This is a genomic window from Faecalitalea cylindroides ATCC 27803 (genome assembly GCF_000469305.1).
GTDB classification, from domain to species: Bacteria; Bacillota_I; Bacilli_A; order Erysipelotrichales; family Erysipelotrichaceae; genus Faecalitalea; species Faecalitalea cylindroides.
In genome coordinates this window covers 23,928-44,364 of sequence record NZ_KI270948.1, presented here as the reverse complement: position 1 = coordinate 44,364, position 20,437 = coordinate 23,928, and the positions used below count along the sequence as shown (strand labels likewise).

Sequence of the window (20,437 nt, the reverse complement as noted above, 5' to 3'; positions counted from 1 at the left end):
AAAACAAGATAGATTTGGGAATTTGTGAATTATTTAATGTTTTAATTTTGCAAATAAAATTATATTTGTTATCATATGTAATATGGAGTGATGCATATGACCTTAAGAGAACTGCTAGTGCAATTTGAAATTCAAAATAATTTAAGTCATGCGGATGTAGCTAAAGAAGTTGGTGTATCTGTATCAACTTATTATCGATGGATCAATGGTGAAAGCACAAAGTTAAAAAAAACGACCATTCAAAAACTTTCAACTGTCTTAGATTGCGATGTTGAAAAAGTAATTGAAGAAACAGATCGTATCAAACCAATCTTAGGGAATGTAAAAGCAGGGTATGATCTTTGGGCAGATCAAGATATCGAAGGATATTTGGAACTTGGGCAATCAGATGCTCAGAAAGGTGATTACTTTTTAAGAGTTGTCGGAGATTCTATGGAAGGAGCACATATCTATGATGGTGATCTTGTATATGTTAAGAAGTGTGACACTGTTCAATCTGGACAAATTGCTATCGTAATGATCGAGGAAGAGGCAACGATCAAAAAAGTATATTTCAAAGATAATCTTATGATTTTAGAACCGGCTAACTCAAAGTATGAATCAAAGTTCTTTACAATGAAAGAGGTAGAGGAAACACCCGTTCGGATTATAGGGCTAGTTCGTTTTATTCGAAAAGATCTGGCATAGAAAAAAGCACAGAGAAATTTTTCTCTGTGCTTTCTTTTGATATAAGTTTATTTGCACATTTTGATAATAACAGCTGCTCCTTGACCTCCACCGATACATAGAGATGCAAGACCTGTAGTTAAATTACGTTTTTGCATTTCGTGGATCAAAGTAACAAGGATACGGTTACCAGAAGCACCAACTGGGTGTCCTAATGCAATTGCACCACCATTTACGTTTGTCTTTTTCAAGAATTCTTCACGATCCATACCTGTAGCTTCTTCAAGTTCATGAATAACACCAAGAGATTGTGCAGCAAACGCTTCATTTAATTCAACCAATTCCATATCTTCAATCTTAAGATCTGCATATTTCAATGCGTTCAAGATAGCAGGAGTAGGGCCAAGTCCCATGACACGTGGATCAACACCACCTTGACCAAATCCCACAACTTCACAGATCGGTTTTAAGTTATATTTCTTAACGGCGTCTTCACTTGCGATGATCGTGAAAGAAGCACCATCATTGATACCTGAAGCATTACCTGCTGTAACGGTTCCGTCTTTTGTGAAAGCTGGACGAAGTTTAGCTAGTTTTTCCATGCTTGTTTGACGAGGATGCTCATCTGTATCAAAAACTACTTCACCTTTTCTTGTGGAATAAGTGATAGGAACGATTTCATCTTTGAAGCGACCAGATTCAATAGCTGCCAAAGCTTTTTGCTGACTTGCTAAAGCAAATTCATCCTGTGCTTCACGAGAGATGTTATACTTTTTGGCAATATTATCGGCTGTTACACCCATGTGAATTCCATACATAGCATCTGTTAAACCATCATGCAACATAGAGTCTACGACCGTCATATCACCAGATTTAACACCTTTACGATTCTTATAGCTCAATAAGAATGGAGCGCGTGTCATTGATTCAACACCACCAGCTACATAAAGATCACCAAAGTTTGCCTGAATTCTTAAAGTTGCTTCCATTACAGCTTTTAAACCAGAACCACAAAGCATGTTAATGGATTGAGCACATACTTCTACAGGAATACCTGCTTTAAAAGCAACGTTACGGGCGATGTTTTGTCCAAGTCCTGCAGCAATTACATTACCGATGATAACTTCATCAAGGTTTGCAGGATCAATGTTGGCCTGTTTGATTGTTTCTTTTAATACGGTTGCTCCCATATCGGCAACATCAACGTCTGTCAAGCTGCCCATAAAAGTACCAATTGCGCTACGTTTTGCAGCGACGATATAAGCTTTTCTCATTTTTTACACTCACTTTCTACCTTTATATAATAGGTTTTTACAGTCACATACTAGACAAAAGGAAAGGGTTTGTCAACACTTTGTGAAAAAAATAATTTGTGTAGAATACTTGTTAAAAAAAGTCAAAAAATAACTAATTAAAAAATTCACAAATTCATTGACTACATGAAAAATACCTTGTAAAATGAGTCTGTGTGAAAAGTTTATCTTTATCATGCTTTTCGATATCCAAAAAATCGAATGGTTCAGAAAAGGAAAGGAGAACTTCATTTATGGATTTCAATTTAACAGAACAACAAAAACTTATGCAGAAGTTGTTCAGAGAAGTTGCGCAAAACGAAGTAAAAGAAAACGCAGCTGATGTAGACGAAAACGAACGTTTCCCAAAAGAAAACGTTGAAGTTATGCGTCAGGCAAAAATGTTAGGTATTCCTTATTCTCGTGAATACGGAGGAGCTGGAGCTGACTATCTTTGCTACATCATGGCTGTAGAAGAATTATCAAAAACTTGTGCGACAACAGGTGTTGTATTAAGTGCTCATACATCTTTGGGTACTTGGCCAATCGCTCAGTTTGGTACAGAAGAACAGAAAAAACGTTTCTTACCAGACCTATGCACAGGTAAAAGACTTGCTGCATTTGGTTTGACTGAACCAAATGCCGGTACAGATGCTGCTGGACAGCAGACAACAGCTGTTTTAGATGGTGATCATTATGTATTGAACGGTACTAAGATCTTCATCACAAACGCAGGTGAAGCTGAAGTTTATATCATCTTCGCAATGACAGATAAATCAAAAGGAACTCGTGGTATTTCTGCGTTTATCGTAGAAAAAGGAACTCCAGGATTCACTTTCGGTCTTCATGAAAAGAAATTAGGTATCCGTGGTTCTGCTACAAGTGAACTTATCTTCAATAACGTTCGTATTCCAAAAGAAAACCTATTAGGTAAAGAAGGACAGGGATTCAAGATCGCAATGCAGACTCTTGATGGTGGACGTATCGGTATCGCTGCTCAGGCATTAGGTATTGCTCAGGGTGCTATCGATGAAGTTATCCCTTATGTAAAAGCTCGTAAACAGTTTGGTCGTCCAATCGCTAAATTCCAGAACACTCAGTTCCAATTAGCTGATATGCAGACTAAAGTAGATGCTGCAAGATGGCTTGTATATTCTGCTGCTATGGCAAAAGAAGAAGGTCGTCCTTATACAACACTTGCTGCTGAAGCTAAATTGTTTGCTGCTGAAGTTGCAATGGAAGTAACTACAAAAGCTATCCAGTTAATGGGTGGATATGGTTATACTCGTGATTTACCAGTTGAAAGAATGTTCCGTGATGCTAAGATCACTGAAATCTATGAAGGTACTTCAGAAGTTCAACGTATGGTAATTTCTGGTGCAATGTTACGCTAAAGAAAGGAATCTGAATAATTATGAAAATTGTCGTTCTTGTAAAACAAGTACCAGATTCAACTGAAATTACAGTTGATAAAGTAACTGGTACATTAGTACGTGATGGTGTTCCTAGCATCATCAACCCAGATGACCTTGCAGGTCTTGAAGCTGCTTTAGAATTAAAAGATAAAGATCCATCAATCAACGTTACTGTTGTATCTATGGGTCCACCTCAGGCAAAAGGAATGCTTCAGGAAACAATTGCACGTGGTGCAGATGAAGCATACTTGTTAACAGACCGTCGTTTAGGTGGTGCTGATACTTGTGCAACAAGCCGTACTTTGGCAGCAGCACTTAAGAAGATTGGTTATGATTTGATCATCGCTGGACGTCAGGCTATCGATGGTGATACTGCACAGGTAGGTCCTCAGACAGCTGAACGTCTTGATTTACCTCAGGTAACTTACGTTGATGAAATCATTGAATTAACTCCTGAAAAAGTAACAGTTAAGAAAGCTTTAGAAGACGAAGAACAAATCTTAACTGCTAAAATGCCTTGTGTATTAACTACTTTATCTGGAATGAACAAACCTCGTTACATGAACTGTAATGATATCGTTGATTCTTTCAACAACCCAGTTAAGATCATGACATTTGATGATCTTGATTTAGACCAGTCTGTTGTTGGTTTAGCAGGTTCTCCTACAAAAGTTCACGCTACATTCACAAAAGATGTTAGTGCTGAAACACAGACTTATAACATGCCAGCTAAAGAAACAGCTGAATTAATTGCGAAAACTTTGAAAGAAAAGCAATTGATTACTAAGTAGGAAGGAGAATTTACATGGCAAAATTTGAAGGATATAAAGATATCTATGTTTTTGTTGAACAGAAAAACGGTGTAATCGCTGAAGTTGGTTACGAATTGATTTCTGAAGCAAGAAAACTAGTTGCTTCTATTCCTGAAATGGGATTCAAAGTAGTTGGTGTATTGCTTGGACATCAGATTGCTGACAAAGCTAATGAAGTTATTGCACACGGTGCTGATAAAGTTATCGTTGTTGATGACGTATTATTAAAAGATTACTCAACTCAGTTTTATGCAGATGCATTGACTCAGGTAATCGAAAACTATAAACCAGATTCATTCTTAACTGGTGCAACTGTACTTGGACGTGACTTAGCTCCACGTGTTGCTGCTCGTATTAATGCCGGACTAACTGCCGATGCTACTAAGATTGCTATCGATCTTGATAAAGCTAAAGAGGGAGAAGCATTATTGCTTGTAACTCGTCCTACTTTCGGTGGTAACTTATTCGGTACGATCGTATGCCCAGACACTCGTCCACAGATGGCTACAATTCGTCCAAAAGTATTCGATATGGCTCCAGTTGATGAAACTCGTACTGGTGAAGTAGAAACTTTCTCTCCAAATTGGAAAACAACTGAACCAGAAGTAACAATCGACAAAGTTGTTGAAAAAATCGTTGAAGGTGTGGATATCACAAAAGCAAACATCCTTGTAGGTGCTGGTCGTGGTGCTGAAGGATGCCTAGATGTAGTAAAAGCATGTGCTGAAGAACTTGACGGTGTAATGTGTGCTACTCGTGCTGTTGTAGAAGATGGTTATGCAGACAAGAATATCCAGGTTGGTCAGACTGGTAAGACAGTTCGTCCTGCATTGTATATCGCTTGTGGTATTTCTGGTGCCGTTCAGCATGTTGCTGGTATGGAAAAATCAGATATGATCATCGCTATCAACCGTGACCCAGAAGCAGAAATCTTCAAGATTTCTAACATGGGATTCGTTGGTGATGTAAACGAAGTATTACCTTTACTTGTAGAAGAAATTAAAAAAGCAAAAGCTGCTTAAGGAGATAATAAAAAATGACTAGAAAAATTGGTGTTGTTGGTGCTGGTACAATGGGACAGGGCATTGCTAATGCATTTGCCAGTGCTGGAAATGAAGTAACAGTAGTTGACGTTAAAAAAGAATGGGCAGAAAACGGTGTTGCTAAAATCTGCGCCAGCAAAGATAAATTAGTTGCTCGTGGAAAAATCGACGCTGAAGCTGCTGAAGCTGCAAAAGCTAATTTAAAAGCTGGTGTTTATGAAGATCTAGCTGACTGCGATCTAATCGTTGAAGCTGTTCTTGAACAGATGCCAGTTAAAAAAGAATTGTTCGCTAAATTGGATGAAATCGTTAAAGAAGGCGCAATTTTTGGAACAAACACTTCTTCATTGTCTGTAACTGAAATTGCTAACGGAATCAAACATCCAGTTATCGGTATGCATTTCTTCAACCCAGCTGATCGTATGAAATTAGTTGAAGTTATTTCCGGAGCAAACACTCCAGCTGAAGTTAAAGATGAAATCATTGCTATTTCTAAAGAAATTGGAAAAACTCCAGTTGAAGTTAACGAAGGACCTGGATTCGTTGTTAACCGTATCTTAGTTCCAATGATCAATGAAGCTACTTTCATCCTTCAGGAAGGTATCGCATCTGCATCTGATATCGATACAGCTATGCAGTTAGGTGCAAACCATCCTATGGGACCTTTGGCTTTAGGTGATTTAATTGGTTTGGATATCGTTCTTGCTATCATGGACGTTCTATACAATGAAACTGGTGATTCTAAATACCGTGCAAGCACATTATTAAGAAAAATGGTTCGTGCTGGTAAATTAGGTCGCAAGACTGGTGAAGGTTTCTTCAAATACTAGGATTTTAAAAATTGAAGGCGAACATTCGTTTCGCCTTTTTTAAAAAGGAAAGGAAAAACACAAGATGGAAAACGTATTATTAGAAAAACAAGGTCACGTTTCAATCATTACGATCAATCGTGAAAAAGCATTAAATGCTTTAAGTACAGCTGTTTTAAAAGATTTAGAAGAAGCTGTAAATACTGTAGAAGCTGATAAAGATACATATTGTGCAGTCATTACTGGTGCTGGTGCAAAAAGTTTCGTAGCTGGTGCTGATATTGCTGAAATGAAAGACAAGACTGTTGAAGAAGCAGCTGAATATGGTGCTTATGGAAACAAAATTTTCCGTGCTATTGAAACAATGCATTGCCCAGTTATCGCAGCTGTTAATGGTTTTGCATTAGGTGGAGGATGCGAACTTGCTATGGCATGTGATATCCGTGTTGCAAGCGAAAACGCTGTATTTGGACAGCCAGAAGTTGGATTAGGAATTACTCCAGGATTTGGTGGAACACAGCGTCTAGCTCGTTTAGTACCTGTTGGAATCGCTAAAGAAATGATCTTCGGTGCTAGAAACATCAAAGCTGACAAAGCATTATCAATTGGGTTGGTAAACGCTGTTGTACCAGCTGAAGAATTAATGACAACAGTTATGAAAATGGCAAATGGAATCTGCAAGAATGCACCTATTGCTGTTGCACAGGCTAAGAAAGCTATTAATGAAGGACTTCAATTAGACATTGACGCTGCAATCGCAGTTGAAGTAAAAGATTTCTCTGATTGCTTCGCTACAGAAGATCAGACTTATGGAATGGAATGCTTCGTAAATAAAGTAAAAGAAAAAGAATTTAAAAACAAATAAAAGCTTGGAGGGAATTATATGTCAAAATTAATGACAGCCGAAGAAGCCGTTAAACTGATCAAAGATGGCGATGCAATCGGTATTGGTGGCTTTATAGGAATGGGGCACCCTCAGGAGCTATCAATCGCAATTGAGAATAGTTTTAAAGAAACTGGACACCCAAGAGATTTAACAGTTATGTTCTCCGCTGGTGTAGGTGATGGAACAGATAAGTTAGGTGTTAACCACTTAGGTCATGAAGGTTTGTTAAAACGAATTATTGCAGGTCACTGGGGATTGATCCCGACTTTTCAAAGATTAGTATTCGAAAATAAAGTAGAAGGTTATAACTTACCATTGGGTACTATTTCTTTGATGTTTAGAGAAATTGCCGGGCATCGTCCTGGTGTTATCACAAAAATTGGTTTAAAAACATTCGTCGATCCTCGTTTAGAAGGGGCTAAGATGAATGAAAGAACACGTCAGGCAGAAGACTTAGTTGAATTGATCGAAATGGATGGAGAAGAATGGTTACGTTATAAATCATTCCCATTAAACGTTGCTTTATTGCGTGGTACTTATGCAGACGAAAGCGGAAATGTAGTAATGGATCAAGAAGCTGCAACTTTGGATTCATTATCGATTGCACAAGCTGTTAAAAACTCTGGTGGTAAAGTTATCGTTCAGGTCAAAAACGTTGTTGAAAATGGAACACTAAAAGCCAAAGATGTTAAGATTCCTGGTATCTATGTAGATGCCATCATTATCGGAAAACCAGAAAACCACTGGCAGACATATGCAGGTGAATACAATCCAGCACTATCTGGAGAAGTACGTGTCCCTGCTGATTCAATTGATCCAATGCCACTAAATGCACGTAAAGTCGTATGTCGTCGTGCAGCTATGGAATTAGATCCTAGCGCAGTAATCAACTTAGGTATTGGTATGCCTGAAGGTATTGCCAATGTTGCCAATGAAGAAGGTCTTCCTGGTTTAAAGATGACAGTTGAAGCCGGAGGTATTGGTGGTGTACCAATGAGCGGTACAGCATTTGGTTCTTGTACAAATCCTGAAGCTATCATTGACCAGCCATATCAGTTTGACTTCTATGATGGTGGTGGATTGGATCAAGCCTTCTTAGGATTGGCTGAATGTGATAAATTTGGTAATATCAACGTGTCTCGTTTTGGACCAAAAATTGCCGGATGTGGAGGTTTCATCAACATTACTCAAACAGCTCCTGTTGTAGTATATTGTGGAACATTTACCGCAAAAGGCCTAAAGGAAAACATCGGAAACGGTAGATTAGAAATCGTAGAAGAAGGTAAGATCAAAAAGTTCAAACAAGAAGTTGAACAGATCACATTTGCTGCTGAATACGCTGCAGAAATCGGTCAGAAAGTTCTTTATGTAACAGAACGTGCTGTCTTTGAATTACGAAACGGGGTATTTACTTTAACCGAAATTGCTCCAGGTGTTGATTTAGAAAAAGATGTTCTTGGACAAATGGAATTCAGACCTGCTATCGCAGAAGATCTAAAACTTATGGATGCTCGTCTATTCACAGACGAAATCATGGGTCTAAAAGCTTAATTTTACATATAGCTATGAAATATCAATCTCTATTGAATTTCATAGCTTTTTTATATTTTATGAAAAAATACCAATTCGTATAAAATGAATAGGTATTTTTTTAAGACAATGATATACTAAAATTAGTACATAAAACATACCTAAAATCAATTTAAACAGGGAGAAGAAGAATGTCCGTTATCGCAAGAATCAAGCCAAAAGGTTTATTTAAGAAAAAGATGAATATTCAAGAAATCATCGGATATACGAATTTATCTTATGGAGTTTGTGATGAAAATTATCGATTGATTGAAAATGAAATCGCCAAACATACACTGTTATATGATAATGCCAAACCTGCTCGTGGAATAGACATTTCAATGGATGAATTTGATGTAGTTTTGCAGTTAAGTTTACCAACAACACCTTCAGAAATACATCTGTTCTATAATACAATTCAATCATTATGTAATCTGTATAAAGTTACTACATATATACGAGAAGAAGAAAAGGTACATATAAAAGAGAATGAAAAATTCATTAGATATGATATAGAAGGAAGCATTGAAGGACTTAAAGATATTGAATCTAAAATCCAAAAGAATACATATCAGCGTTTTGAAATTTTTGGTATTTATAATCCTATCTCGATTGGTATAAATGAAATCAATAAATTTCATCATGATTTAAATCAATTTGAAGAATACTTGCATTTGATCCAAACACTTGATGTATATTATGCAGTACCAAAAGTTTATAAAGTTCATGATAGATTAGTAGGAATCTACGCTATTGGAGCTAATATTCCAAGTGTAATTCCTAAAGAACCTTATATCATTCTAAATCAAATTCAGGGTATTCATGAATGGTATGTCATGGTGCAAGAAGGAAAGACGATCCCTTACAATGATTTTATAAACAATGTATCTAATGCTAACTATTATGATGCAAATCATGTTATCATCACATTAAATAAAACGCAAATAGATGATCTTGTCGCTAAATATGAAGTCAAGATTTAATCAATAGAGGATGTTTATGGATAAATACAATAAAATGAGAATTCTTTTTGAACAATATTCCAATTCTGAAAAGGCAATAGAAATGTCTAAATATATGCGAAATATGTTTAAATTTTACGGAATTCCAACACCTATACGAAAATCTTTATACAAGGACTTTCTAAAAGAAGAGAAGCAATCAAAACAAGTGGATTGGAATTTTCTGAATCAATGTTTTCAAGATGAACATCGAGAATTTCAATATCTTGTATATGATTACTTGATCAAGCTCAATAAATTTTTAAGTTATGAAGACATTTCTAAAATTGAAAATTATATTAGGAATAAACAATGGTGGGATACAATTGATTTCTTTGATCAAGTAATTGGAACCATTGGGTTGAATGATCCACGAGTAGATAGTTTAATGTTAGCATGGTCAAAAGATCCAAATTTTTGGGTAAGAAGATTAGCGATAGATCACCAGCTTGGAAGAAAAGAGAAAACCAATACGAAACTATTGGAACAGATCCTTGTAAACAACCTTAATAGCGATGAATTTTTCATCAATAAAGCTATAGGATGGGCTTTAAGAGATTATTCTAAAACGAATCCGGAATGGGTCAGAAAATTCATTCAATCACATAAAGAGAATATGGCAAAGCTTAGCATTAAAGAGGCTAGTAAGTATATTTAGAAAATCATTGTGTTACAAAGGAGAAAATAGATGGGGAAGTTATCACAATTAGGCGCAATAAACAATAAAATAGAAAATAACGAAAAACTTAAATACACAAAAGGGAATCTTAAAATTTTTACAAAGGGGTGTGATTGTATGAAAATCGCAAAAATCATTTTATCTATAATAACAATGCTTTTTGCTACATTAGGATTAGTGAAAATTCTTCCCTTTGACATTGCAAATACAATTATGCTTGTATCACTTGCCACTCTATTACTATTAAGAAGTGTAGAATATAAAAATAATAGAGACAAAGGCGGTTTTATTATAACCTGCTTAACCGCAGTATTTGTCTATGTTGTAGTGATTTACAATGTTTTTATAGGATAGAAAAATCCTAATTTAGAAAAAGGTGTTTAAGTACGATATCTAACAAATAGAATTAAAATATTTCTAGTCAGAAATAATTTCAAAAAGTTATGACTTTTTTCAATATAGGACATACCTGATGTGTTCTTTTCGCATTATTTTATCTGTGATATAATAAAACCGTTACTGAAAGGAGGAATATACAATGTTATTTTTCCGTAACGATTATGGACAGGGATGTATTCCTGAAATTTTAGATTTATTAAGCAAGACAAATTATGATAGCCATCCTGGATATGGATTAGACAAATATTGTGAACAGGCTAGAACTTTGATTCAGGCAAATATGCCTGATACAGAAGTTGATATTCAATTTATTTCAGGTGGTACATTAACAAATTTAACGATCATTAAATCAATTTTACGTCCGTATGAAGCTGTTATAGCTTGTGATTCCGGACATATTTCAACACATGAAACCGGATCTGTTGAAGCTACTGGTCATAAAGTAATTGAATTACCCAATTCAGATGGTAAATTACATGCTTCACAGATTGAAAAATGCTTTAACGATCATATGATGACATATGAGCATATGGTTTATCCGAAATTAGTATATATTTCAAACTCTACAGAATTTGGTACTGTTTATACTAGAGAAGAATTAGAATCATTAAGGGCAGCCTGTGATAAATTAGGACTTTATTTGATGATGGATGGAGCACGTTTAGGAGCAGCTTTAGAATCCGGAGTTGACTACACACTGAATGATATAGCTAAATGGTGTGATGTCTTCTATATTGGAGGAACTAAAAATGGCGCCTTAATGGGAGAAGCTGTCGTATTTTCAAACAAGGATTTAGCGCAAAATTTCCGTTTTGTCATGAAGCAAGATGGAGCCATGATGGCAAAAGGATGGCTTCTAGGTTTACAGTTTGTTGGTTTATTTTATGATGGAGCTTTCTTTAGAGTTGCTAAACACGAAAATGAAATGGCTCAAAGAATCCAGGCGTATGCGCATAATCTTGGGTATCCATTTCTAATGAAAAGCTCAACAAACCAAATTTTCTTAAATTTAACATTAGAACAGTATGATTACTTATCAAAGATGGTTGATTTTGAAATTTGGAATAAACAGGATGATTTTTTATCTGTGCGTTTAGTTACAAGCTGGAATACAAGTGAAGAAGATGTAAAAGAACTTTGTAAATGCTTATATATCGCAAAAGAATTAGATAAATAATAGAAATCTCGCCAACATAGATTAAATTCTTAGTCTATAATGGTGAGATTTTTTCATATAAAAAGACATGGCTCTGCATCAATCTGCACATCCAGCCTCGAGCGGCCAGAAAACCATGTCTAAGTACGTACAATGAAATATAAACATATAAATTTAAATCTGTCAAACTATCTAGATGATCTTATATCTTTAAATTTTTTTGATATGTCCAGCCAAGAACGCCATTTTTTTTAACTTGAGCTTTATCTTGATAGAGACAAACAAGTTTTACTGTTTCTCCTTTGGTTAATGGTATCTGATAATTTGTATAATCTGTTGCCTTAAAATCTTGAATGAATTCATTCTCAACCCAGAAAGTTCGATTTAAAAATGAATTATAAACTAACGATTGTTTCGAAGTTGTCTTCAAAACTTTAATTTGTGATGTATTCCATGTGACAAACAGAGGAATTTGATTATTTTCCAAGACCGTTTCAATAACTTCAACTTCTGGTAATTCATCCACGCTTTCAACATTAACGATATTTTTATCAAAAATCAGAGCATTTAACTGTCCTGCTTTTTTTACGACATTACCACCATCAATGGAATATACATTTGTACTTCCATCATAGATTGGATCGAATGAGGCAATGGAATGACAATATTCAGTAACTGGAAGATGACCAACAATGACTTTTTTATGAAAATGCATGTTTTTATTTAAAAAGAAATGTGTTGTCATAACTTCTCTAAAATCATCGCCAAATGTAGTTTCATTCATGATAGCTGCATGTGCATAGATATGCGAATCCGTGTCAATGACATGAGGTAGATCATTACAAAAACATAGTTCATCTAAAAAGTGTTTGCGAATTTCATGTGTATACCAGCTCATATCAGTATTTATATCTAAAGAAATACCAATTTGATTTGCCATTTCATGGATTAAAGATTGTTTTCTTTGTAAGAGAACATCTTTTAAAAAATCCAGTCGATAGGCGAAAAGCACATTCTTACAGATAAAATCACAGTTTCCCATAATAACATGTACATCTTCATGTTTGGCTTGATTCATCACAAAGTGAAGTGTTTCCAGGTTTTTTTCTCCCTTTTCAACAAGATCTCCCAAAAGCATCAACCGGTCTATGCCCGGTTGATATTTTACTTTATTCAACAATTTTTTATAAATATTCAAATTGCCGTGTATATCGCTGATACAAATTGTTCTTCCTTTAGAGGGGGATTGAAGTCGTTTTACTTTAACACTGCGATCCATTTTTATCAAAGCAGGAAATTTAGGAAGGTAGATGCTTCCTTTTCCCAGTCACTTTCTCTGTGTCTGCCTTCTGGCTTTACATTAAATTGAATATAAACACCTTTATTGATCAATTTATTAGCTAGTTCTGTGCAAATCTTTGTTTCGCGAATAAACGAATGTTTCCCACCTTCTAAAGCTCCCCATGACATATACATGCAACTGCCATCATGAACATAAGCACTTTCTGTATCCCAATATAAATATTCTTCTACTGGTTGAAAATATGGAGAAATAACAAGTGATTTAGAATAAATATGGCTATAGAATACACCTGCAAAATAAGCCATGAGTCCACCACAACTGCTGCCTCCGATCCACGTATGATCTCGATCTGGCAAAGTAGGGAAATGATGGTCAATGTAAGGCTTTAACTCTTCGACAAAGAAGTGCATAGTCGCTTCTCCTTTACCTTCAAAAATTCCAAAGTTTTCGTCTGCAAAGGGCCAGGGACCATATTCATCTAGACGGGCATTACCATCATGTGAACATTCTTGTCCAACAACAATAAGTTCTTTATGATTCCAGCGAATCTGTTGTTCTAGATTCCAGGACTTTCCATATGTTGCATCTTCATCATTAAATAGATTGTGACCATCGAACATATAAAGAACAGGATATCTTTTTTTTGTAACTAAATAATCATCTGGAAGATACATATGAATTGTACGTTCCTGATGCAATCTAGACATATATAAATCAAATTTTAATATCAATTTAAAGATCCTTTCTATTCAGCTATGGCAAGCGCATCTCTATAGAAGTCTTCTCGCTCTTTAAGAGTATCAAATCTAGCTATAATTGTACAGTTTCCCATTGTTGCGGCATAAGCTGGTGGAAGATATTTTGTCTCAATTAGATTTTTCTTGTACATTGTTTCAATCTCTTCAACCGTATATTTATAATTAATAGAATCTCTTCGGCCTGCAAAACCAGACGATTTTCGCTCTTTTAAATCAAAATATCCGTCCTGAGTTAGTAAAACTTTTGCCCAGATCTCATATACGTCAATGCTTCCGGCATAATTCATTAAATCTGGGGCAAATCCTCCAGGTGGTCTAAAATTGACTTCTAAGCCAATGATGGCTCCTTTTTTCCCTAATCCTTTTTTAGCTTTATTTAATCTAAAAAATTCACAATGAAAGAATCGGTTTTTCAATTGAAAAGCATGAATGGTTTCCTGTACAACATTTTTATATTCATCCTTGATTGAAAAAGCAGTATAGGCACCAATGCTTTGTTGGTAAAGAACGCTATCCATGCAATTGCCAACATATTCTAGAGAGTTTATATATCGAATATCACCGTTTTGATCACAAACGCCATCTAATGTGAATACTTCACCATCTACATATTCTTCTAAGATCATTTGTTGATTCAAAGTCTGTTTATAATATGTATTAAGGTCTTCATCGCAATTAATCGTATATGTAAAGCTGGCGCCAACACCATGGTCTGGTTTTAATACAAGAGGATATCCAACTTCATGTGCAAAATTTAATGCATTTTCCAATGAATCAACAAGTGTATATCGAGCTGTAGGAATATTCGCTTTAGCATAGTATTTTTTCATGGCTGATTTTGATTGATATTCATTGATCGTTTTAAAATCAAAGCCAGTCTTGACGTTAAAATCATCACGTAATTTCGCATCCAAAGTAAGCCAAGCTTCATTATTGGATTCAATCCAGTCAATCTTTCCATATTTAAAGGTAAAATATCCAACAGCTTTTACCATTTGATCGTAGTCATTGAAACTTGATACGACATAACATTCATCAATATTAGCTTTAAGCTCATCTTTTAATGAATCGTATGGAGTATCAACAATAGCAAGTACTGTGGCTCCGTATTTTTTTAATCCTCTACAAAATAACCAGTAATTTTCTGGATAATTGGGTGAAATAAAAACAAAATTCATAATCTTTTTATCCTCTACTTTCTATTTATAAACGCATACTGTATAGCTATGATTGTTTTAGCATCATCAATTTTTTGATCCAAGATCATTTGATATGCTTCATTGATATTCAGCCAAACTAAATCAATGTTTTCATCTTCATCTTGTGTTAAATGATGAGTTGTGAGCTTTGGATGAATAGCTTCATAGATCCATATACGCTCATCACAGAAACCAGGCGTGCTGACAATGGAAGTAATTAATTGTAATTCTTCACATTCTAGATATGCCTCTTCATTTAACTCACGCATTCCACAAGTTTTAGGATCTTCACCGTATTCAAGTTTTCCGGCAGGAATTTCTAAAGTTTCCTTATTGATCGCATGACGAAATTGTTTAACAAACAATATCTTACCTTCTTTTGTAACCAGAACACCAACACCACCTGGATGGCGAATGATATCACGTTGATAGATCTTATCGTTGATTACGACATCTTTTTGAATTAAATCAAATATTTTTCCTTTATAAACAATATTTTCTTTCTCTTTCATTTCTTTTCATTCCTTTTCATGATTATATCAATTTCCACTTCATTAGGAAAGGTTTTTATAAAAAAAGAAGCTTTAGTTGATTGTTTCAACAAAAGCTTCGGCAATTGCATAGGCTATTTTATTTTGAAAACTTTCATCTGTAAGATTTGTTAGATCATCTGCATTCGTTAAATAACCAAGTTCTAATAAAACTGAAGGAAGATCTCGATCTTGCAGGATAGGAAAGTTGGCATAATGATCACTATCCAATCCACCAAATGTTGAATAACTTAAATTATTCAATTTCTCAGATATTGCTTGTGCAAGGTTGATCATATCTTCATTTGATTGTGTAAATAGGGAATATCCCTTTGTCAATCGGTCTTCATCATTGTTCATTTGAACACTGATAAAATAATCTGCGTTTTGATCGATTGCCAGATTGATTCTTGCTTTTGCGGAGTCATCTTCACTGGAATAAGTTTCAAAGTTGTCATCGGTTCGAGTATAGACAACATTGTAACCGGCCTGTTGAAGTGCTTCGCCAATCTTTAAACTTATGGTAAGGTTGATATCTTTTTCACTAGTATTTTCATCAACAACATAACCTGTGTCCGTTCCTCCATTTGCAGGGTCAATACAAATCGTAGCTTTTGATTCGGATTGAGGAATATCGGCATTTTCATTTGTAGTGATTGAATTGGTTGTATTGGTAGGCACACGATTATTTTTGTCTACATCACTTGTTTGGATATTAGGCTGTACAACCAATAATAAGAATATTGCGATAAGAAAATAGACAAAAGCTCTTTTCATATTTACCCCCTTATGTGGATATATAGTAACATAGAAAGGTTTAAAACAGTAGTAAAAAACGTGAAAATCCATTCTCGACATTCAATCATTTTCGCTTTAACGGCTAGATTATATCTGATATACTATTATAGGTGATTTTTATGAAGTTTACAGTTACGATCGATCAGTTTGAAGGTCCATTGGATCTGATGCTGCACTTAATCAAAGAAAATAAACTGGATCTTTTTGATTTGGATATGAATGTATTGACAACGCAATATATTGAGTTCATTCATCAAATGAAAGATCTTCATCTAGAAATTGCCAGTGAGTATTTGAGTGAATTAGCAAGTTTGATTGAATATAAATCAAAGAAACTTTTACCAAGAGAAGAAGTTCAGGTCGAAGAAGAATATGAAGAAGATCAAAGAACAAAACTGGTAGCTCGATTGGTCGAATATCAGAAGTATAAAGAAATCAGTGAAAAGTTAAGGATCGATTACGAAAATCGTCAAAAACATTTTACAAGACCTGTATCACCTCTAGTCGAACAATGGTCAATTCCTATTGAAAGTGATACACTGGAAAACCAAAGTCCATATGAATTATTAAAAGCGATGAATCGTGTTTTGCAACGCATGATCTTATTGAAACCATATGAGACCAAGGTAACGATCAAAGAACTTTCCGTAGAAGAAAGACTTGAACAGATCAAAGAAAGATTAAAAGATTCAAATGATACGATATTATTTGAAACATTATGTGATGATTGTTCTTCACTGCATATGGTTATCGTGACTTTTTTATCCATTCTTGATTTGATTCATCAAAAATGGTTAGATTTTACGATTGACTCAGAAGATCATATCTATGTGAAAAGAGGGATTGAATAATGGATAATCAAAAGGCAATCATTGAAGGATTGATATTCTTAAGCGGTGATGAAGGTTTAAGCATTGAACAAATCATGGAAAGCCTCCAAGTCGATGATAAAGAAGCAATCCTATCAAATATACAGAAGTTGAAAGAAGAATATTCTGATATACATCATGGTTTTGAGCTTGTTGAATATGCTTCTAGATTTAAATTTGTGTCAAAAGAATGCATTTATCCTTATGCCCAAAGACTATTTGAACAATTCAAGCAGGTATCTTTATCACAGGCTGCTCTTGAAACTTTGGCCATTATTGCCTACAAACAACCTATTACACGTGTAGAAATTGAAGAAATACGCGGTGTTAATTGCGAAATGATGTTAAAAAAACTGCAAGCCCATAATTTAATCGAGGCCAAAGATCGCCTGGATGTGGTAGGAAAGCCATTGTTGTATACTGTTACAGATGAATTTTTAGATGCCTTTCAATTAGAAACACTAAAAGAATTACCACAGCTTCCTAAACAGCGAAGTGATGATGAAGAATTATTCGAGGAGTAGAATATGGAAAGATTACAAAAAGTTATAGCACGTTCCGGTATTTGTTCAAGAAGAAAAGCTGAAGAGTTGATACAGGAAGGAAAAGTATATGTAAATGGAGAACTATGCACGACCTTAGGTACGAAAGTCTCAGGAAACGATGAAATCGAAGTAGATGGCAAACTCTTAGAGTTTGAAGATAAAGTATATTATGTTATCAATAAACCAAAGGGATGCATTTGTTCCAGCAACGATGATCGAGATCGCAGAACCGTTCTTGATTATTTAGATATTCCACAAAGAGTGTATACTGTTGGGCGTTTAGACTATGATACAAGTGGCGTCTTATTATTGACCAATGATGGAGATTTCTGTAACCAGATGATCCATCCTCGATATCACTTACCAAAAACATATGTGGTAAATCTTCAAGGAACCTTGACTCAGGATGATATTCGTCTTTTAAGAAAAGGTCTAAAAACCAATATTGGAGATTTTCAACCAGCTAAAGTTAAAGTTATATCCAATGATGTTACCCGCGATCGTACGATCTTTGAATTGACGATCATGGAAGGGAAGAATCACCAGGTGAAAAATATGATGGAAGCCCTTGGTCATCAAGTTCGAAAACTGCATCGTGTACGCTTTGGATCCATTGAAGTAAATGATTTGAAGCCAGGTGAATATCGTCGTTTGAAACCATATGAAGTTAAACAGTTAAAGCTTGCAGCTCAGGAAGGAAAACAATGAAACAAGTCTTTATAGAAACCGATGCAAATGTAAATCAAAAAATCATGTTGAATGAAAAGGAAGCTCATCATCTTTTTGATGTTCTTCGAACATCTGATAAAGAAACGATTCGTGTTGTAACAAATACATCGCAGGTGTTTTTAGCACGTGTGCAACAAAAGCCTTATATTTATCTCTTTGATAAAATGACGGTTGAACAAAAAGCGCAGCATATCACACTTTGTTGTTCATTGATCAAACAAGATAAATTCGAATGGATGTTACAAAAAGCCTGTGAATTAGGAGTTACAAGGATCGTCCCTTTTGAATCGAGATATTCAGTTGTTCAGCTGGATGAAAAGAAGCAACAAAAGAAGTTGGAACGTTGGTCTTCCATCATTCTTGCCAGCTGTAAACAATGCAATCGAAATGATCTTGTTGAACTAACACCAATTCAAAAAATAGAAACACTTAAAGACTTTCAAAGCGAATGCAATCTAGTTGCCTATGAGAAAGAAGATGATCCTTCAAAGCATCTGGCAGCTTATTTAGAAAAAGATCCTGAATCGATTACAATATGCATTGGCCCTGAAGGCGGATTCGATGAAAAAGAGATAGAAAAATTAAAAAATGATCATTTTTCATCTTGTTCATTAGGAAAAAATATCTTAAGAGCCGAAACAGCTGCCTGCTATATCTTATCCTGCATCGAATATCAAACTCATTGTGGAAAGGAGAACTAATGCGATTTCACATAGAAACTCTTGGCTGTAAAGTAAATACATATGAATCTCAATACTATGCAGAAAGTTTAAAAAAAGCTGGATACATAGAAGTTGGAAAAGATGACCCTTGTGATATCTGTATCATAAATACTTGTACGGTCACCAATACAGCAGCTTCTAAATCTAGACAGAAAATACATCATGCGAAGAAAAACAATTCAAATGCATTGATCGTACTAGTTGGTTGTTATGTACAATTTATTGATGAAAAACAAAGAGAGGCTTTAGAAGCCGATTTAATAATCGGTGCAAAAGATAAAAATAAGATTGTACCTTTGATTGATGAATTGATTCATGAAAAACATAAGATGGATCAAGTAAAACCAATTGATCAATATTTTGACTTTGAAGCCATGCCAATTCATTGTTTTGAGAATATGGAAAGAGCCTTTTTAAAGGTTCAGGATGGCTGTAATCAATTCTGCAGCTATTGTGCAATTCCTTTTGCACGAGGAAGAGAACGCTCTCTTTCAAGCGATGAAGTGATTAAGATCGCAAAAGAACTGGAAGAAAAAGGTCATCAGGAAATCGTGCTTACAGGAATTCATACTGGACGTTATAAAGATAACGATATTGATCTTGCCTGCTTGTTGAAGTTGTTACTAGAAAATACACAAAATGTTTACTTTCGAATTTCTAGCATCGAAATCACTGAAGTCAGTGATGAACTAATTGAATTGATCTTAAAAGAACCAAGAATTTGTCATCATCTGCATATTCCGGTTCAATCTGCATGTAACGAAACACTACAAAGAATGAATCGACCATATACGATTGAAGAGTTTAAAAATCGAATCTCTAAAATTCGAAGCCAAATTCCTGATATTTCAATTTCAACCGATGTTATTACAGGCTTTGTCATGGAAAGTGATGAAGAATTTGAAACAACCTATCAAAATCTCAAAGAAATTGAGTTTTCATTCCTGCATGTTTTCCCATACTCTAAAAGAGATGGAACCAAAGCGGCCAGTATGAAAGGGGAAGTACATGGTACGATTCAAAAGGAAAGAACATCCAAATTATTAGAACTTTCTAAAGAATTGCGCCAAAAAGACATGGAGCGTTATCCAAATATTACGGTATTGATCGAACGCAATGAAGGGAATACATATTTTGGCTATACAAATCAATATCACCCTGCTCGCATAGAAAGTGATACAATACTATCTGGACGTATCTTGACTTCATGGGATACAATAGAGAATGGAACATATATTGTTAGAAAGAAGGCTTAAT

General features: G+C 35.0%; 22 protein-coding genes. 16 read left to right on the top strand and 6 right to left on the bottom strand.

Translation table 11 applies throughout. The features are described 5' to 3' along the window. Window positions 1–96 precede the first annotated feature (96 nt). Complete coding sequence (locus HMPREF0367_RS00300) at window positions 97–687, top strand: LexA family protein (protein ID WP_022355903.1); 591 nt, start codon at window positions 97–99, stop codon at window positions 685–687. A 47-nt stretch (window positions 688–734) separates the two neighbouring features. Here the strand turns inward: HMPREF0367_RS00300 and HMPREF0367_RS00295 are convergent, their stop codons facing one another. Next, on the bottom strand, window positions 735–1,940 hold the full coding sequence (locus HMPREF0367_RS00295) for an acetyl-CoA C-acetyltransferase (protein ID WP_015535883.1): 1,206 nt from the start codon (window positions 1,938–1,940) through the stop codon (window positions 735–737). Between the two features lie 272 nt (window positions 1,941–2,212). On the opposite strand from HMPREF0367_RS00295, the gene HMPREF0367_RS00290 reads away from it, so the two are divergent. The 10 genes from HMPREF0367_RS00290 (at window position 2,213) to HMPREF0367_RS00245 (ending at window position 11,748) form a co-directional block, all read left to right on the top strand. Continuing rightward, complete coding sequence (locus HMPREF0367_RS00290) at window positions 2,213–3,352, top strand: acyl-CoA dehydrogenase (protein ID WP_015535884.1); 1,140 nt, start codon at window positions 2,213–2,215, stop codon at window positions 3,350–3,352. A 20-nt stretch (window positions 3,353–3,372) separates the two neighbouring features. Further along, window positions 3,373–4,164, top strand: a complete 792-nt coding sequence (locus HMPREF0367_RS00285) for an electron transfer flavoprotein subunit beta/FixA family protein (protein WP_015535885.1) — start codon at window positions 3,373–3,375, stop codon at window positions 4,162–4,164. Between the two features lie 14 nt (window positions 4,165–4,178). Further along, window positions 4,179–5,207: an electron transfer flavoprotein subunit alpha/FixB family protein gene (locus HMPREF0367_RS00280; protein ID WP_015535886.1), complete on the top strand. Its 1,029-nt coding sequence runs from the start codon at window positions 4,179–4,181 to the stop codon at window positions 5,205–5,207. A 14-nt stretch (window positions 5,208–5,221) separates the two neighbouring features. After that, window positions 5,222–6,058, top strand: coding sequence for a 3-hydroxyacyl-CoA dehydrogenase family protein (locus tag HMPREF0367_RS00275; RefSeq protein ID WP_035400012.1), 837 nt, complete (start codon window positions 5,222–5,224; stop codon window positions 6,056–6,058). Between the two features lie 64 nt (window positions 6,059–6,122). Further along, window positions 6,123–6,902, top strand: coding sequence for an enoyl-CoA hydratase-related protein (locus HMPREF0367_RS00270; RefSeq protein WP_035400009.1), 780 nt, complete (start codon window positions 6,123–6,125; stop codon window positions 6,900–6,902). 18 nt (window positions 6,903–6,920) lie between these two features. Further along, complete coding sequence (locus HMPREF0367_RS00265; RefSeq protein ID WP_035400007.1) at window positions 6,921–8,474, top strand: acyl CoA:acetate/3-ketoacid CoA transferase; 1,554 nt, start codon at window positions 6,921–6,923, stop codon at window positions 8,472–8,474. A gap of 170 nt (window positions 8,475–8,644) precedes the next feature. Further along, window positions 8,645–9,475 (top strand): DUF4299 family protein, encoded by an 831-nt coding sequence (locus HMPREF0367_RS00260; RefSeq protein ID WP_035400005.1) that lies wholly within the window; start codon window positions 8,645–8,647, stop codon window positions 9,473–9,475. Between the two features lie 16 nt (window positions 9,476–9,491). Continuing rightward, window positions 9,492–10,151, top strand: a complete 660-nt coding sequence (locus HMPREF0367_RS00255; protein WP_035400003.1) for a DNA alkylation repair protein — start codon at window positions 9,492–9,494, stop codon at window positions 10,149–10,151. 30 nt (window positions 10,152–10,181) lie between these two features. Further along, complete coding sequence (locus tag HMPREF0367_RS00250) at window positions 10,182–10,526, top strand: hypothetical protein (protein WP_051335099.1); 345 nt, start codon at window positions 10,182–10,184, stop codon at window positions 10,524–10,526. Window positions 10,527–10,710: 184 nt separating this feature from the next. Then, complete coding sequence (locus HMPREF0367_RS00245; protein WP_035400000.1) at window positions 10,711–11,748, top strand: threonine aldolase family protein; 1,038 nt, start codon at window positions 10,711–10,713, stop codon at window positions 11,746–11,748. Window positions 11,749–11,929: 181 nt separating this feature from the next. On the opposite strand, the gene HMPREF0367_RS00240 is transcribed toward HMPREF0367_RS00245, so the two are convergent. The 5 genes from HMPREF0367_RS00240 to HMPREF0367_RS00220 form a co-directional block, all read right to left on the bottom strand. Then, window positions 11,930–13,006, bottom strand: coding sequence for a metallophosphoesterase (locus HMPREF0367_RS00240; protein WP_035399998.1), 1,077 nt, complete (start codon window positions 13,004–13,006; stop codon window positions 11,930–11,932). A 5-nt stretch (window positions 13,007–13,011) separates the two neighbouring features. Next, the gene (locus tag HMPREF0367_RS00235; RefSeq protein WP_248660651.1) at window positions 13,012–13,737 is read right to left on the bottom strand and encodes an alpha/beta hydrolase; all 726 of its coding nucleotides are present in this window, start codon (window positions 13,735–13,737) and stop codon (window positions 13,012–13,014) included. Between the two features lie 38 nt (window positions 13,738–13,775). Beyond that, complete coding sequence (locus HMPREF0367_RS00230) at window positions 13,776–14,966, bottom strand: ATP-grasp domain-containing protein (RefSeq protein WP_035399993.1); 1,191 nt, start codon at window positions 14,964–14,966, stop codon at window positions 13,776–13,778. A 14-nt stretch (window positions 14,967–14,980) separates the two neighbouring features. After that, the gene (locus tag HMPREF0367_RS00225; protein ID WP_035399991.1) at window positions 14,981–15,499 is read right to left on the bottom strand and encodes an NUDIX hydrolase; all 519 of its coding nucleotides are present in this window, start codon (window positions 15,497–15,499) and stop codon (window positions 14,981–14,983) included. Between the two features lie 72 nt (window positions 15,500–15,571). Then, a complete protein-coding gene (locus HMPREF0367_RS00220; protein WP_035399989.1) occupies window positions 15,572–16,294 on the bottom strand; it encodes an N-acetylmuramoyl-L-alanine amidase family protein in 723 nt (240 codons plus the stop codon). A gap of 140 nt (window positions 16,295–16,434) precedes the next feature. Between HMPREF0367_RS00220 and HMPREF0367_RS00215 the strand changes: the two genes are divergently transcribed. From HMPREF0367_RS00215 to mtaB, 5 genes are read left to right on the top strand one after another with little or no spacing between them, the layout of a single operon-like run. Continuing rightward, a complete protein-coding gene (locus tag HMPREF0367_RS00215) occupies window positions 16,435–17,166 on the top strand; it encodes a segregation and condensation protein A (RefSeq protein WP_035399987.1) in 732 nt (243 codons plus the stop codon). Next, window positions 17,166–17,708, top strand: a complete 543-nt coding sequence (gene scpB / locus HMPREF0367_RS00210; RefSeq protein WP_248660650.1) for an SMC-Scp complex subunit ScpB — start codon at window positions 17,166–17,168, stop codon at window positions 17,706–17,708. Before HMPREF0367_RS00215 ends, scpB begins: the two co-directional genes overlap by 1 nt. Window positions 17,709–17,711: 3 nt before the next feature. After that, the gene (locus tag HMPREF0367_RS00205) at window positions 17,712–18,437 is read left to right on the top strand and encodes a pseudouridine synthase (RefSeq protein WP_035399982.1); all 726 of its coding nucleotides are present in this window, start codon (window positions 17,712–17,714) and stop codon (window positions 18,435–18,437) included. Next, window positions 18,434–19,159, top strand: coding sequence for an RsmE family RNA methyltransferase (locus HMPREF0367_RS00200; RefSeq protein WP_022355887.1), 726 nt, complete (start codon window positions 18,434–18,436; stop codon window positions 19,157–19,159). The genes HMPREF0367_RS00205 and HMPREF0367_RS00200 overlap by 4 nt, the downstream gene beginning before the upstream one ends. Then, window positions 19,159–20,436, top strand: a complete 1,278-nt coding sequence (gene mtaB / locus HMPREF0367_RS00195; RefSeq protein WP_035399980.1) for a tRNA (N(6)-L-threonylcarbamoyladenosine(37)-C(2))-methylthiotransferase MtaB — start codon at window positions 19,159–19,161, stop codon at window positions 20,434–20,436. Before HMPREF0367_RS00200 ends, mtaB begins: the two co-directional genes overlap by 1 nt. Window position 20,437 lies beyond the last annotated feature (1 nt).